Genomic DNA, 13,602 nt, shown 5'->3' on the forward strand with positions numbered 1-13,602 from the left:
TCTATTAATTTGTTTATATGTCCTTATCATATACCACCCATGGTAACTGATGGTATATAATTCATAGAGCAGTTTCGATGAAATGATTACCTAAAGTTATTGATAGCTTCAATCACTAATTTAATTTCTCGATAGCTAAGCAGTGGATCTATCGGAAGGCTAAGAACTTCATTATGAATACTTTCTGTTATCGGTAAGCTAATATTCTGAAATTCTTCTAACGCTTTTTGCTTATGTGGTGCAATTGGGTAATGGATTACTGTATTTATGCCTTTATTTCTGAGGTGCTTAGATAATTCATATCTACTTTTACAACGTATTACAAATAAATGAAAAACATGATTTTCTTCATTTTCCCATAACGGTAATTTTACTAACGGGTTATCTATCCCACTATTATAGGTCGCAGCAATCAACTTTCGTTTCTGTGTCTCTTCATTCAAATATTTCAGTTTAACTCTCAGCATTGCTGCTTGAATTTCATCCAAACGAGAGTTCACTCCTTGGTAAGTATTTTCATATTTTTTAGTAGAACCATAGTTTCTTAAAGCTCTTAGATTATTTGCTAGTTCACAATCATTAGTTGTTATTGCTCCAGCGTCTCCTAATGCTCCTAAATTCTTCCCAGGATAAAAACTGAATGCGCCAGCATCCCCCCAAGAGCCTACCCGCTTAGAATTAATACTAGCTCCATGAGCTTGTGCACAGTCTTCCAAAACTAAAAGGTTATACTCATCAGCAATATTCATAATCTCAGGCATATTTGCAATTAAGCCATATAAGTGCACAGGTAATATTGCTTTAGTTTTATTTGTTATTGCACTTAACGTGCCTTCGATTGATAAATTAAAAGTATCAGGATCAGGCTCAACAAGAACAGGGATTAAGTTATTCTCTGTAATTGCTAAAATAGAAGCTATATATGTATTTGCAGGTACAATAATTTCATCGCCATCATCAAATTTACCCATGATTTTCCAAGATCTTATGACGAGAGTTAATGCATCCAATCCGTTAGCTACACCAATTGCATGTTTTACTCCACAGTATTCAGCGAACTCCTTTTCAAACTCTTTAAGTTCATCACCCATAATATACCAACCAGAGTCTATAACCCGAGAGCATGCTTCTTTTAATTCCAAGCTATATTGACTATTTAATCGACCTAAATTTAGGAAATCAATCATATTTATTCTCTTTTATTCTTGCTAATATATTAGTAGCCCATGAAAGACCTACACTAAGACCTGATATTAATATTGTGTTATATTTAGAATTATTAATATAGTTTTTCAACATAATTGGTATCATTAAAGAGGCGGTATTACCTTTACCTTTAAGAAACGACATCACAGGGCAAGATTACGCCCCCTTAACCCCTAAGGACTCCAGATGGGTAGCTACTATTTCTACCTAACGGTCTTCGCTTTCTTTTTAAACCTGCTTTAAAGGATTCATCTGCATTTAATAGATTTAATGCAATTGAACCTCAATCGACCAATGTGAGCGGCTGGATTCAAGCAACGTTTTTGCATCTAGTTTCTTAGAGCTAATGTAATATCGAATCGATATGTCCTCTGCGGGAATATCTCCAACTTGCCTAATAGATGCAACGATACCCATTACTTTTAATTCTGGCCAATCATAAGCAATATCACCCAGTACCGATAAAACTTCATTAACTAACGCTACGCGGGTTTCTTTACGACCATGCCCTTCTTCCTGAGTACTGTATGAGCTTCCTTCGAAGTTTTGCAGCATCTCCATTCTAAAGTAGTCATTAAAGGCTTTCTCTAAGCGCTTTTGATTACCTTTTACCGCCAATAAATAATCTGCACCTTTGCCAACTATGGCCTTAGCTATATCACGCTGACAGCCCATCGCATCAATAGTGACAAGGCATCCACGTATGTCGAGTAGCTTCAGAAGCTCAGGTATAGCAGTGATTTCATTCGATTTCTCTGATGTTTTGATCAGCCCAATAACCACTTGATTTGCAGCACTAAAAGCACTCACCATGTGGATTGCGCCTTGACGCCTTCCTTTGTCATAAGTGCCACGCAGAGTTTTACCATCAATCGCAATGACATCACCGTCAGTCGCTTGGTGACAGTCATCCATCCACAGAGCGAAGCACTTTTGCATCTGTTTGGCTGATATCATCCCCATCACTCTAGCAATAGTGTCATGGACGGGAATACCACTCTCGAAATCATCATATTGCTTGAGCCAATCTAGGTGGTCTTCACCAAAATCTTGTATTCATCCCAACCATCAGCACCACCAATAACAGCGACAATCGACAAAAATATAATGTCTGTCAATTTTTGTTCTATTTTCCATTGTTGCCGTAAGTCTTTGATTATTGAAATATGAACCAAAAGGCTAAGTCCATTCATGAACGGATATCCATATACCGAAATATAAGTATATGATCACAGCTGATATAGATCGTCAAATTGATCCTAATTGGGATTACCGTTTTGTGCAGTAAACGGTAGTTTTAATTAAATTTCAACAGTGACTGAGCCCTTTCAGAATAAGGGCTCTTCATGAGCTTTCCCTGGGTTAGTCCAAGAAACGGTATTTTTTATTCGTTTAAATTTAGTTTCTTTCGTATTCCATTTACAGTTGCTTTACTATCTTGATGTATTGAATATAAATCAAAACTTATCTTATTTACATAAATATGATTACTAATTGATTTTGATACTTCAATGATAGCAAAACTGAAAAATTCTTTACCATTATAGTAATTTTGAAAATTTCTTTCTTACTTTATCGATTGAAAATTTAGATACTCTAAAGTAATAATTATCAGAGTCTTCTTTATACTCAACAGCACCCATTTTCTTGTGAAAAGCTAATACTTTTTCATTAGCCTTTCTAACATCAAAGTGAGATTCACTATAATCTAGAATGTCAAAACCAAACTTATAGACTAATAACGCACTTTCTATTGCTGAGTATTTCGTTTTATTTTCATTGAGAATCCAACTCCCCCAACAAAATGAATTATCAGTTAGATCGTAAACTCTAACTGTACCACAAGGCATCCCATCTAGTTTTTCTATTATAAAGTAAAATTCTTTACTTTCTTTCTCCAAAACTTTGTATTTCTCAATCCATTTTCTTTGCTGATTAACATCACCTGTAATTTTAGAAAGATGACTATTGTACTTTTCATTTGTTCTCAATGAATGTATAAACTTCGCATCATCTGGCTGAACCAACCTCATCTTAATTGTTTTTGACTCAAGGTTCATAGTTTATTACCCTTAAATTCTTGATAGTCACGAATATAGTCAGATTCATCATATATATTACTAGCGAGAACGACTAATACACAATCCTCACTGAATTCATGCATTTCACGCCATGTCATATTATCAATATATAATCCAACATCAGGTCTATTTAAGGTAACTTCTTCTTTCGAATCACCATCGTCCAATATAAACCGACATGAGCCTTTTACACAAACAACCACTTGTTCCAGATTTTTATGTGCATGATAACCTCTGGAAACTCCTGATTTGGTGTCAAAAATATAGTAAACCCTTTTTATTTCAAAAGGGATATTGATACCTTCCTCTAAAGATATCAAACTACCTCTATCATCGCCTAAGGGATTTAACTTAATGAGTTTAATTAGGCTCATACTTATACCTATTAGTTACAGATAAAGAATATCTATCAAATAGCTCCGAATTGGATAACTTATCCTTATAATATCTACGCTACAATCAATATAACCTCATCTTAAGAAATAATAACTTTATAAATATTGAAAATAGCTATAAAGCGATAACATTTGAAAAAGACAATCCTTTAGAATCTTTCTCTGATAATTGTGGTTGTCCTTCTAGGGGCCATTTGACATCTAAAATCGCATCATTCCAAAATATGCTTTGTTCTGCATATGGATTATAATAATCAGTACACTTATAAACAAACTCTGCTTCTTCACTGGTTACATAAAAACCATGTGCAAAGCCTTCTGGCACCCATAACTGACGTTTATTTTCTGCAGATAAAAATACGCCAACCCATTGACCGAATGTTGGTGAATCCTTTCTGATATCCACCGCTACATCGAACACTTCACCTGAAACGACACGCACTAACTTACCTTGCGTGTTTTCAGTTTGGAAATGCAAGCCTCGCAAAATACCTTGTTTGGATTTTGAGTGATTATCTTGTACGAATTGTGTTGGCTTTCCCGTTACTAACTCTTCAAATTTTGCTTGATTCCATGTTTCCATAAAGAAACCACGTTCATCACCAAACACAGTAGGTTCAATAATCTTCACATCAAAAATTGCTGTTTCTATCACTTTCATAATGAACTCGATTTACTACGTATAAGCTTCAATGTTACCAAGCGCTAATTTCCAATCACTTGCTTGAATTGCAAATTTTTCGGTAATTAATCTGGTATCTAATTTAGAGTTAGCGGGGCGCTTAGCTGGGGTAGGATATTCTTCAGTGGTAATCGCATTAACTGTCGGTGATTGTTGAATAACAGCTTGCTCTACGGCTTCATCAAAAATAACCTGTGCAAACTGGCTCCAGCTAACATGGGGTAAACCAGAAAAGTGATAAATACCGAATTTATCGCTCTCACCATTACAAATTGTTTTAGTAATGACGACTAATGCTGCTGCGATATCTCCGGCATAAGTGGGTCCACCGAATTGATCGCCCACAATACCTAACGAATCATGCGTTTTAGCCAGACGAAGCATCGTCTTAACAAAATTATTACCCTGCTCACCAAAAACCCAGGCCGTACGAAGAATAATGTGTTTATCGCACGCTTTAGCAACAGCAATTTCACCTGCTAACTTACTTCCCCCGTAAACGCCTTGAGGATTGGTCGTGTCGCTCTCTGCATACTCACCTTCTTTGTTGCCTTCAAAAACATAATCGGTTGAGATATGCAAAATGGCAGCACCAATGCTTTGTGCTGCTTGGGCTAAATACTGTGGACCATCACGATTTATCGCATAAGAAAGTTCAACTTCCTCTTCTGCTTTATCGACTGCTGTATGGGCAGCGGCATTAATAATAATCGTTGGTTTAAATTCAGCAACTGTCGCCTCTACTGCCTCTTGATTAGTGATATCAAGGTGCTCTTTATCTAGGGCGAGTACCCTTGTGTTTTCATTTTTTGCTAATTGTTCTGTAAGGCAATAACCGACTTGACCATGGCAACCTGTAATTAGTACCCGCATTTAATTCACAGCCTTTTTCTGATTGTCATTTACTAGCCGAGTTAAATACTGTCCGTATTCATTTTTCATCATAGGTTTAGCTAGCGTTAGTACTTGCTCATCACTCAACCAACCATTGCGCCATGCGATTTCTTCTAAGCACGCCACTTTTAAGCCCTGTACGTTCTCTATGGTTTGTACAAATGAAGAGGCTTCATGAAGGCTTTCGTGAGTCCCTGTATCTAACCACGCAAAACCACGACCCAATAACTCGACATTCAGCGAACCATCATTTAAGTACATTTCATTAAGTGTCGTGATTTCAAGCTCACCACGATGAGATGGCTTAACTTGCTTGGCCATTTCAACAACACGGTTGTCATAGAAATAAAGCCCAGTAACTGCATAGTTTGATTTGGGGGTTTCTGGTTTTTCTTCAATCGAAACTGCTTTCATGTTTTCATCAAATTCAACCACACCAAATCGCTCAGGATCTTTAACTTGATAGCCAAATACAGTTGCTAGGCCTTGCGAAGTTAGTTCACCTGCGCGTTTAAGCTGCTCACTAAAAGATTGGCCGTAGTAGATGTTGTCACCAAGCACTAAGCATACCGAGTCGTCACCTATGAACTCTTCACCAATGATAAACGCTTGAGCTAATCCATCTGGACTTGGCTGAACTTTGTATTCAAAGTTAATGCCGTAGTCTGAACCATCACCTAGCAGTCGCTTAAAGCCAGCTTGATCCTCTGGTGTCGTAATAATTAAAATATCACGAATACCCGCTAGCATTAGCGTCGAAATTGGATAGAAAATCATGGGTTTGTCGTAAATAGGTAACATTTGTTTTGATGTACCACGAGTCAGTGGGTAAAGGCGCGTACCTGAACCACCGGCTAAAACAATTCCTTTCATTATTTACTTCCCTTAGTTTCTGCTGACTCGACGCCTAAACGCTCACGTTGATAACTGCCATCTTGGACATGTTTGCACCACTCACTGTTTTCTAAGTACCATTGAACCGTTTTCTTAAGCCCTGTTTCAAAAGTCTCTACTGGCGTCCAATCTAACTCACGCTGCATTTTGCTTGAGTCAATCGCATAGCGTCTGTCATGACCAGGACGGTCTTGCACGTAAGTTACTTGCTGCGCATACCCTGTTTCTTTTGGTACTAGCGTATCTAAAATTGAGCAAATAGTTTGTACCACTTCAAGGTTTTGCTTCTCGTTGTGGCCACCAATATTGTAGGTCTCGCCGACCTTCCCTTCGGTTACTACTTTGTACAGTGCGCGGGCATGGTCTTCGACAAATAGCCAATCTCTAATTTGATCGCCTTTCCCATAAATCGGAAGTGCTTTACCTTCTAGAGCATTCAAAATCACAAGTGGAATGAGCTTTTCAGGAAAGTGATATGGGCCGTAGTTGTTTGAGCAGTTTGTGACCATCGTTGGCAAACCGTAAGTGCGTAGCCATGCACGCACTAAATGATCACTAGAGGCTTTTGACGCAGAGTAAGGACTTGATGGCTCATAGGAGGTTGTTTCTAAAAACATTGGCAGCTTTTCATTTTCTGAAGGCTCTGTCCCACTTTCCACTTCATCAGGATGTGGTAAATCACCATACACCTCATCGGTTGAGATATGGTGGAAACGGAACGCTTGTTTCTCCGTATCAGCTAACTGATTCCAATAATCGCGCGTGGCTTCAAGTAATGTGTAGGTGCCTACAATATTGGTTTCAATGAACGCAGCAGGCCCTGTGATGGAACGGTCTACATGACTTTCTGCCGCCAAATGCATGACCGCGTCAGGTTGATGCTGAGTAAACACGCGATCAAGCGCTGCTCGGTCACAAATGTTGACTTGCTCAAACGCATAACGATCGCTTGCTTCTACAGAGATAAGTGACTCTAAGTTACCTGCGTATGTCAGGCAATCCACATTCACAACACTGTCTGTTGTATTCTCAATAATATGACGCACGACTGCTGAGCCGATAAAACCTGCGCCGCCGGTAACTAGAATTTTCACTAATTTAAGCCTACTTTGAAATGATACTATCCATGATGCAAAAGCATATTTTGCAATGAAGGGGATTTTTCATTGTATTTATTGAAAGGTTGCTCTCAGTTATTCATTTAAAACTGAGACGGATTTATTTCATTTTGAGACAGTCCATTGCGGTCTATCCCTTGTAAAGACTGGGTTTTACTACCTTTTAAGAACGGGTCCCAATAGGTCCAACACACAAAAGAAATAGAAGTCAGATTACAGCTCTTTTTTTGATTCATAACTGTAATTATAATAGCCATAATTACCACCATAATAACTGCTCGCCTTACGGACTACGGCATTTAAAATGAAGCCTTTCACTTCAACACCATTTTTCTCAAAGCGCTGTTTTGCAACATCAATCTCTTTAACTGCATTCTGACCAAATCGACCGACCATAAAAGTTGTACCAGCGTGAGCCGCTACAATAGCAGCATCGGTAACTGCAAGAATCGGAGGCGTATCGATAATTACCATATCGTAATTCGCAGATGCCCATTCCATTAACGCTTGGAAACGGGGATGTAACAGTAATTCAGATGGGTTCGGTGGCACGTCACCACGGCTGATATAATGTAAATTTTCAACGCCTGGCTCTTTTATAGTAGCTTCAATGGCCATTTGACCTGATAGATAGTCAGACAACCCTGATTTATGCGTACTTGCCATTTGGCGTTCCATTCGGCCTTTACGCATATCGGCATCAATCACTAAAACACGTTGGCCTGCTTTAGCAACAACCGCGCCCATATTAGCAGACACAAACGATTTACCAATACTTGGGCTAGGGCCGGAGATCATTAAGATATTATTTTTTGCTTCCATCATCGCAAAATGCAAGCTAGTACGCAGGCTACGTAGTGCCTCGACTGATAAATCAGCAGGGTTTGAAACGGTCAATAGAGTTTCATTAACCGTTTTTATTTTCTTATTTTGGATTTTTTTATCTAACTCAACTTGCCAATCAGACATTGGGATACTGGCATAAACAGGTAAGCCAATCGCTTCAATGTCATCAGGGTTTTCAACACCACGATGGAATGCTGCGCGTAAAAGCGCAATGGCCACTGCCAGCAAACCGCCAAGTAACGTGGCTAATACCACAATCAATGGCTTCTTTGGTTTTACTGCGTTGGTATAAGATTGAGCTGCATCTAGAATACGTACATTACCCACGGTGCTGGCTTTAACAATGTTTAGCTCTTGCACTTTATTCAGTAATTGTACGTAAATTTGCTGATTCACTTCTACATCACGCGTCATACGTAATACTTCACGCTGCGTTTTCGGTAGTTTTTGTACTTGGCGATTTAATCGGTCTCGTTCGCCTAATAAGACTTTACGTTTATCAAGCAACGAGAGATAAGCGGGATGTTCTTTAGTGAAACGTTGTGAAATTTCGCTTTCTTTAAATGTTAGTTCATTTAACTGTGCTTCTAAGGTTACCATTACATCTAAGGTTGATTTTGCTTCGAGACCTAAATCAATCGAATCGTTATCTTGTCGAAAGCGATTAAGTCTATCTTCAGCAGCGGTTAATTCCGTTTTTATATTCGGTAAGTGTGTACGAAGAAAAGCCAAACTATTTTGAGCTTCCGCAGAATTACGCTCAACATTTTGCAGAAAATAATTTTGGCTAATATCATTTAAAATTCGTTCAATATCCGTTCGGTTTTGGCCCGTCAAGGATAACTGCAAAATACCCGTTTGTTTGCCACGCTCGCTCACTGCAAGATTTTGCTGTAAATCTTGGATCGCATCTAAACGAGAACGTTTGGCTACAATAAAAGTTGATCCCGTATCGGCATTGATCGAGGTGACAAATAAACGATAATCGCCTTGAATAGCAAGCTCACCGACTTTACCCGTTAATACTTCACGCTCGCCAGTATCGGTTAATACGTACTGACCACTGCTTATATCTGTTACCGTCAAAGTGTACACAGGTTCTAATACATGCTCAGGAATATCAAAACGGCCGACGTCAAGATCAATAGAAGCACCTTGCAATCGGGCTAATCCCTTTCCGATAACAGGCAAGTATTGCGCTGTGGTTACCGTGGTAAGGTTCAACTTATCAACGGTTTTACCTAGGATCATGCGTGACTTTATAATTTCAATTTCAGTGGTTGCGGAAGATTCACTGCCAAACATTTCGCCCATATCACCAAGGGCTGGCATACCGCTACTTTTTTGTTCTACTTGGATTAGTGCATCGGCTTTATAGACTGGCGTTGCCAATAGCGCATACGCTACACCGACAATGGCAAACACAAAAGTGATAAGGATAATAGACCAACGATTATCTATCAAAATGCCAAATAATTTGCCTAAATCGATTTCATCAGAAGAAGAGGTGTTTTTTTCGGGTAAATTTTGCGTAACACTCATGAATTTTCCAGTAATTAGGTTCTAGTTTCTCGATTCTAGTTTCTCGGTTCTGGTTTCTAGAACCTCGCAACTAAAGCCTTTACAACTTCTGTGCCCATGCGTTGGCGGCTTGTTCTATTAACATGTACGCATGATCAAAGGCTTCTCTGCTTTGGCGGTATGGGTCGGGAATATCTTGTTGCCCTATCCATTGACCAAAAAGCATTGTTTTCCCTCTAGCCTCTGGTGCAATATGAGTAACAGCATCAATGTGCCCTTTTTCCATCACCAAGATCAAATCATGATCACGGCACAACTCAGGGGTTAATTGTTGCGCTTGATGATCATCAAGCGAATAACCGTGCTCTTGCGCCACCGTATTCGCCATCTTATCGGCAGGTTTACCACTTAAGCCACTTTTCGCTGTTGCAACACCTGCCGAGTTAATGGTTTTATTCAGCAGGAGTTGTTTTAATAAATATTCGCCAGACGGTGAGCGGCAAATATTACCCACACAGACAACAAGAATTTTATTGAACATAAGTTTCTCAGTAGAGAGTAGAGAGTAGAGAGTAGAGAGTAACTAGATACACGTTACTAGCCCTCGCCACTCTTACCTATTTTCTTTAATTTGCGATGAACGGTACTTTATCAACCCACCGATCATGCGACCAACTTCTATTGACTCGTTAATCAGTTCATTTTATTGCCTCGGGGATATAATCAAGATCCCTAGCAAGCATCAGCTGAGTAACAAGCTCTCCGCAAGAACCTTTAGCAAAATATAAGAAACGCACATTATCTTTAGCCGTCTGGCGCTCAGCACCTTCAGCAATATTTGAAGGTATAGACACTGCACTGCGAGAAATTTGATCTTTCAATTCATAATCCTTACAGCTCTTTATCAATTTACAGACTTTCAATGTAAGCTGATAGCTTCTCTGCCAAACATCTAACTTTCGATAATGCATTCATTTCCCTTAGGTAGAGTAACTAGCTACTCGACACTAGCCTCTCGACCCTCGCAACTTTCCACTACCAGTTTCTTACTCGTAGTGCACCTTCAGTCAGGTTATTAAAGCCATTAATTGTTGGAATTAACTGCGCAATAACGCGGTTCCAACGAGTCAGAGGCGCTGCCGTTACATACACAATATCGTATGGTTCTAACGCAAACTCAGTACCGATGATCAAAGCAGACGCTTCTTGAATATTTAATTGATAAATATCCGCAATAATCGGGGCATTCTCAGCCGTTTGTTTATTACTTCGAATAACAAAAACTCCGGTTGCATCGGCAGATAATTCATTTATCCCTCCAACATTACTAAGTGCCTCAGTCAAACTCATCCCTGCGCGATCTATTTTAAGTAACTTAGGATCGTTCACTTCGCCCATTACAAACACTTTTTGAGCATCATTACGTGGCACGTGCACAATATCGCCCGCACGCAACAATCGATTTTGCGTTAAATCACCACGCTGCATCAAGGCATAAAGAGACAGGTTTTCTTCTTTGCCATTGCGGGTTAAAGTGATGTTGCGCCAATCGGCATCAGCAGCTAAACCACCCGCACGGTTAATCGCATCGAGCAAGGTTAATGGCACATTGGTAATAGGCTGTTGACCTGGAGTGTTCACTTCCCCTGTCACATACGATTTTTGCGAACGAAAAGAAGCAACATTCACATCGACTTGTGGGCTTTCAATGAATTCTGCCAAACGTTTCGCGACTTCAGTGCGAATTTCCGTCACCGTTTTACCTTCCACTTTTACCAAACCGATATACGGGTAAAAAATGGTGCCGTCGGCATGTACCCAGTTACCCGATTCTTCAGAACTTCGGTAAGAACCTGCAGGAATAGTCAATTCAGGGTGATCCCAAATTGTAATATTCAAAATATCACCAGGGCCAATGCGGTATTGATAACGCACGATTTCTGCGTCTAAACTTGGGTTAGTTTTAGAAAAAATTGCAGGTGCTTTAAATTGATTAACAGCATTTGCCGTTAAAGGGTAAACATTAACTTGATCGCTAACATCGCTATCTTGTGACTGATTAGAGGCAACAATATTTTTATCATCAACCGTCAAGTGAGAACCAGGCACGGTGCAGCCTACCAGCATGGTCGAAGCCATAACGGTAATAAGCAGTTTCTTAGTGAAATCCATATGCTATAAATTCAATCTTAAAAAATGGATGGACTGCAGATGCAGCAAAGGGGAAACGGTGCTAAGGCCTCGTTCCTAAAAATTATTCTATCTTGATAAATCATACTGATTAAGGTGCACTATTGGTTTTTTCCATGCTACCGCCCTTAGGTTGCAGCTCCCAATATGCTGATTGATGCAGAGACGAAGTGTTTTTCATCTATTTTTCTGCTGATGTTTATAGCGAAAAGGACTTGGTTACACGTCACTTATTAACCGTGTGATACGGCTATCGCTTTATAAAAGTAGATAAATAAAATCGGCTTTTATATGAAATCGAGCTGCATTTTACACTCAATACAGGGAAATAGAAATCAATTTATATCTTTCAAGTACGCGTTGCGAGCAAAACCTCTTTTACTGTGGTACCTAGCCTTAAATAAAGATAAAACTTTCTAATTGACAGTAGTATCAACACAATTTCTACATAAATAAATGAGACGCTGTTCCTATCTACTAAAAATGATTTTATGACATTTTTAAGGATCCATTGCCATTGTCTACATATCCCCATATCATTAATAGGAAGATTACCTTTGATCTTTTTATAATTTTTTATACAAATAAGGAAATAGAATGAAGAAAACAACGATTGCTCTACTGGCAGCAATGTCAATGGCAAGTTCTGCGTTTGCTGCAACTGAAACAGGCACTACAGCGGGCACTACAGGTACATCAGCATCTACAGGTACTGCAGCGTCAACGGGTACTGCAGCGTCAACGGGTACTGCAGCAGGTACAGCTGGCGCAACAGCTGCAGCGGCTGGCGGCATTACTGCAACAGCAGTAGCGGCTGGTGTAGCAGTAGCAGTAGCTGCAGTTGCAGTTGCAGATTCAGGTGATAGCAACAACACAACGACTTCTGTTTCAGCCGCTCAAGGCTAATACATCGTCTGTAATGTAATACAGAATAATAAAAACAGCTGTGTTATTTAATGATCGCACTTTTGAGTGCGGTTATTGTTTTTTAATAATTAAAATACGGCACGTTCAACCACCCTTTTAGTACTCTTTACTTGTTCAATTTGGACATAAGCAGCTCGGATGCGGATATTTCAACGCTTTACCTTTTTAACACTGACTATTCTACTGTCTGCAGGTATTACCGGCTGCAGCCAAAAATTTAATGATGTTAACGATACGTTATCACTCGCGCTTTTTGGTGATAACGATACCGAACTCGCCAGCGATGACGTACAGCGCCTGCCTTACGCCAGCCTCTATGCGCAGGTTGATAATGGGCCACAAGCCTTTATGGTATTGGCTTTGGCTGAACCCGCTCTGCCATTAACCCCAGAGAACCCAAACAAAAGAACACAACTCAAATGGGTGTCATCCGATAAAGGCATGCTGGTGACTGAAGGCGGACGATTAGTCAAAAGCCTGAACTTACCTCAGGGTAATTTGATTGAGACCTATAGCTCTCAACCCGATCCGCTGATGTTAGGTTTACAACGCGCCAGTACGCCTATGCATTGGCAACGCACCATTGATTGGCAACCCGGTTATCATTTTGGTTACCAATTAACCTCTCGGTTTGCACGCCAAGACAACGCTGTCATTATGATCAATGAGCGCCCAGTTGAAACATGGCATTTTATTGAATCTGTCACCATTGACGCACTCGACACTAGTTACAAAAATCAATTCTGGATCGATGGAAAAACAGGGAAAGTGCTTAAAAGCCAGCAAACACTGGCGCCCGGCTTACCTGTCATTGACATGACTTTATTGAAGCCTTATTCATAAACACG

At 39.7% G+C, this 13,602-nt stretch carries 13 protein-coding genes and 1 pseudogene; 2 read left to right on the forward strand and 12 right to left on the reverse strand.

Annotation, left to right across the window (positions count from 1 at the left end):
* Positions 1–86: 86 nt before the first annotated feature.
* From C9J47_RS13425 to C9J47_RS13485, 12 genes and pseudogenes are all read right to left on the reverse strand, one after another.
* Positions 87–1,187 carry a DegT/DnrJ/EryC1/StrS family aminotransferase gene (locus C9J47_RS13425; RefSeq protein WP_107253992.1) on the reverse strand — a complete coding sequence of 367 codons (1,101 nt, stop codon included), beginning with the start codon at positions 1,185–1,187 and terminating at the stop codon, positions 87–89.
* 185 nt (positions 1,188–1,372) lie between these two features.
* Positions 1,373–2,399, reverse strand: a pseudogene (locus C9J47_RS13435) (ISAs1 family transposase).
* A gap of 348 nt (positions 2,400–2,747) precedes the next feature.
* Positions 2,748–3,266, reverse strand: coding sequence for a GNAT family N-acetyltransferase (locus tag C9J47_RS13440; protein ID WP_107253994.1), 519 nt, complete (start codon positions 3,264–3,266; stop codon positions 2,748–2,750).
* A complete protein-coding gene (locus tag C9J47_RS13445) occupies positions 3,263–3,661 on the reverse strand; it encodes a sugar 3,4-ketoisomerase (RefSeq protein ID WP_107253995.1) in 399 nt (132 codons plus the stop codon). The genes C9J47_RS13440 and C9J47_RS13445 overlap by 4 nt, the downstream gene beginning before the upstream one ends.
* A 136-nt stretch (positions 3,662–3,797) precedes the next feature.
* Positions 3,798–4,343 (reverse strand): dTDP-4-dehydrorhamnose 3,5-epimerase, encoded by a 546-nt coding sequence (rfbC, locus tag C9J47_RS13450; RefSeq protein WP_107253996.1) that lies wholly within the window; start codon positions 4,341–4,343, stop codon positions 3,798–3,800.
* A gap of 15 nt (positions 4,344–4,358) precedes the next feature.
* Positions 4,359–5,237: a dTDP-4-dehydrorhamnose reductase gene (gene rfbD / locus C9J47_RS13455; RefSeq protein ID WP_107253997.1), complete on the reverse strand. Its 879-nt coding sequence runs from the start codon at positions 5,235–5,237 to the stop codon at positions 4,359–4,361.
* On the reverse strand, positions 5,238–6,131 hold the full coding sequence (gene rfbA / locus C9J47_RS13460; RefSeq protein ID WP_107253998.1) for a glucose-1-phosphate thymidylyltransferase RfbA: 894 nt from the start codon (positions 6,129–6,131) through the stop codon (positions 5,238–5,240).
* Positions 6,131–7,246, reverse strand: a complete 1,116-nt coding sequence (gene rfbB, locus C9J47_RS13465; protein WP_107253999.1) for a dTDP-glucose 4,6-dehydratase — start codon at positions 7,244–7,246, stop codon at positions 6,131–6,133. Before rfbB ends, rfbA begins: the two co-directional genes overlap by 1 nt.
* Before the next feature lie 237 nt (positions 7,247–7,483).
* On the reverse strand, positions 7,484–9,658 hold the full coding sequence (locus C9J47_RS13470) for a polysaccharide biosynthesis tyrosine autokinase (protein ID WP_107254000.1): 2,175 nt from the start codon (positions 9,656–9,658) through the stop codon (positions 7,484–7,486).
* A gap of 79 nt (positions 9,659–9,737) precedes the next feature.
* A complete protein-coding gene (locus tag C9J47_RS13475; RefSeq protein WP_107254001.1) occupies positions 9,738–10,178 on the reverse strand; it encodes an arsenate reductase/protein-tyrosine-phosphatase family protein in 441 nt (146 codons plus the stop codon).
* Positions 10,179–10,335: 157 nt separating this feature from the next.
* Positions 10,336–10,608, reverse strand: coding sequence for a four helix bundle protein (locus C9J47_RS13480; RefSeq protein WP_245903459.1), 273 nt, complete (start codon positions 10,606–10,608; stop codon positions 10,336–10,338).
* 64 nt (positions 10,609–10,672) lie between these two features.
* Positions 10,673–11,809, reverse strand: a complete 1,137-nt coding sequence (locus tag C9J47_RS13485) for a polysaccharide export protein (protein WP_107254002.1) — start codon at positions 11,807–11,809, stop codon at positions 10,673–10,675.
* A gap of 615 nt (positions 11,810–12,424) precedes the next feature.
* On the opposite strand from C9J47_RS13485, the gene C9J47_RS13490 reads away from it, so the two are divergent.
* The gene (locus C9J47_RS13490) at positions 12,425–12,733 is read left to right on the forward strand and encodes a hypothetical protein (protein ID WP_107254003.1); all 309 of its coding nucleotides are present in this window, start codon (positions 12,425–12,427) and stop codon (positions 12,731–12,733) included.
* Positions 12,734–12,892: 159 nt separating this feature from the next.
* Entirely contained in the window at positions 12,893–13,597 is a 705-nt protein-coding gene (locus C9J47_RS13495) for a YjbF family lipoprotein (protein WP_107254004.1), read from the forward strand.
* The last annotated feature ends 5 nt before the right edge of the window (positions 13,598–13,602 follow it).

This window comes from Photobacterium indicum (assembly GCF_003026215.1).
GTDB classification, from domain to species: Bacteria; Pseudomonadota; Gammaproteobacteria; order Enterobacterales; family Vibrionaceae; genus Photobacterium; species Photobacterium indicum.

Coding starts and splice junctions, on each gene's coding strand:
- C9J47_RS13425 (WP_107253992.1), bottom strand. CDS start 1,187: ATGATTGATTTCCTAAATTTAGGTCGATTAAATAGTCAATATAGCTTG.
- C9J47_RS13440 (WP_107253994.1), bottom strand. CDS start 3,266: ATGAACCTTGAGTCAAAAACAATTAAGATGAGGTTGGTTCAGCCAGAT.
- C9J47_RS13445 (WP_107253995.1), bottom strand. CDS start 3,661: ATGAGCCTAATTAAACTCATTAAGTTAAATCCCTTAGGCGATGATAGA.
- rfbC (WP_107253996.1), bottom strand. CDS start 4,343: ATGAAAGTGATAGAAACAGCAATTTTTGATGTGAAGATTATTGAACCT.
- rfbD (WP_107253997.1), bottom strand. CDS start 5,237: ATGCGGGTACTAATTACAGGTTGCCATGGTCAAGTCGGTTATTGCCTT.
- rfbA (WP_107253998.1), bottom strand. CDS start 6,131: ATGAAAGGAATTGTTTTAGCCGGTGGTTCAGGTACGCGCCTTTACCCA.
- C9J47_RS13470 (WP_107254000.1), bottom strand. CDS start 9,658: ATGAGTGTTACGCAAAATTTACCCGAAAAAAACACCTCTTCTTCTGAT.
- C9J47_RS13475 (WP_107254001.1), bottom strand. CDS start 10,178: ATGTTCAATAAAATTCTTGTTGTCTGTGTGGGTAATATTTGCCGCTCA.
- C9J47_RS13480 (WP_245903459.1), bottom strand. CDS start 10,608: ATGCATTATCGAAAGTTAGATGTTTGGCAGAGAAGCTATCAGCTTACA.
- C9J47_RS13485 (WP_107254002.1), bottom strand. CDS start 11,809: ATGGATTTCACTAAGAAACTGCTTATTACCGTTATGGCTTCGACCATG.
- C9J47_RS13490 (WP_107254003.1), top strand. CDS start 12,425: ATGAAGAAAACAACGATTGCTCTACTGGCAGCAATGTCAATGGCAAGT.
- C9J47_RS13495 (WP_107254004.1), top strand. CDS start 12,893: ATGCGGATATTTCAACGCTTTACCTTTTTAACACTGACTATTCTACTG.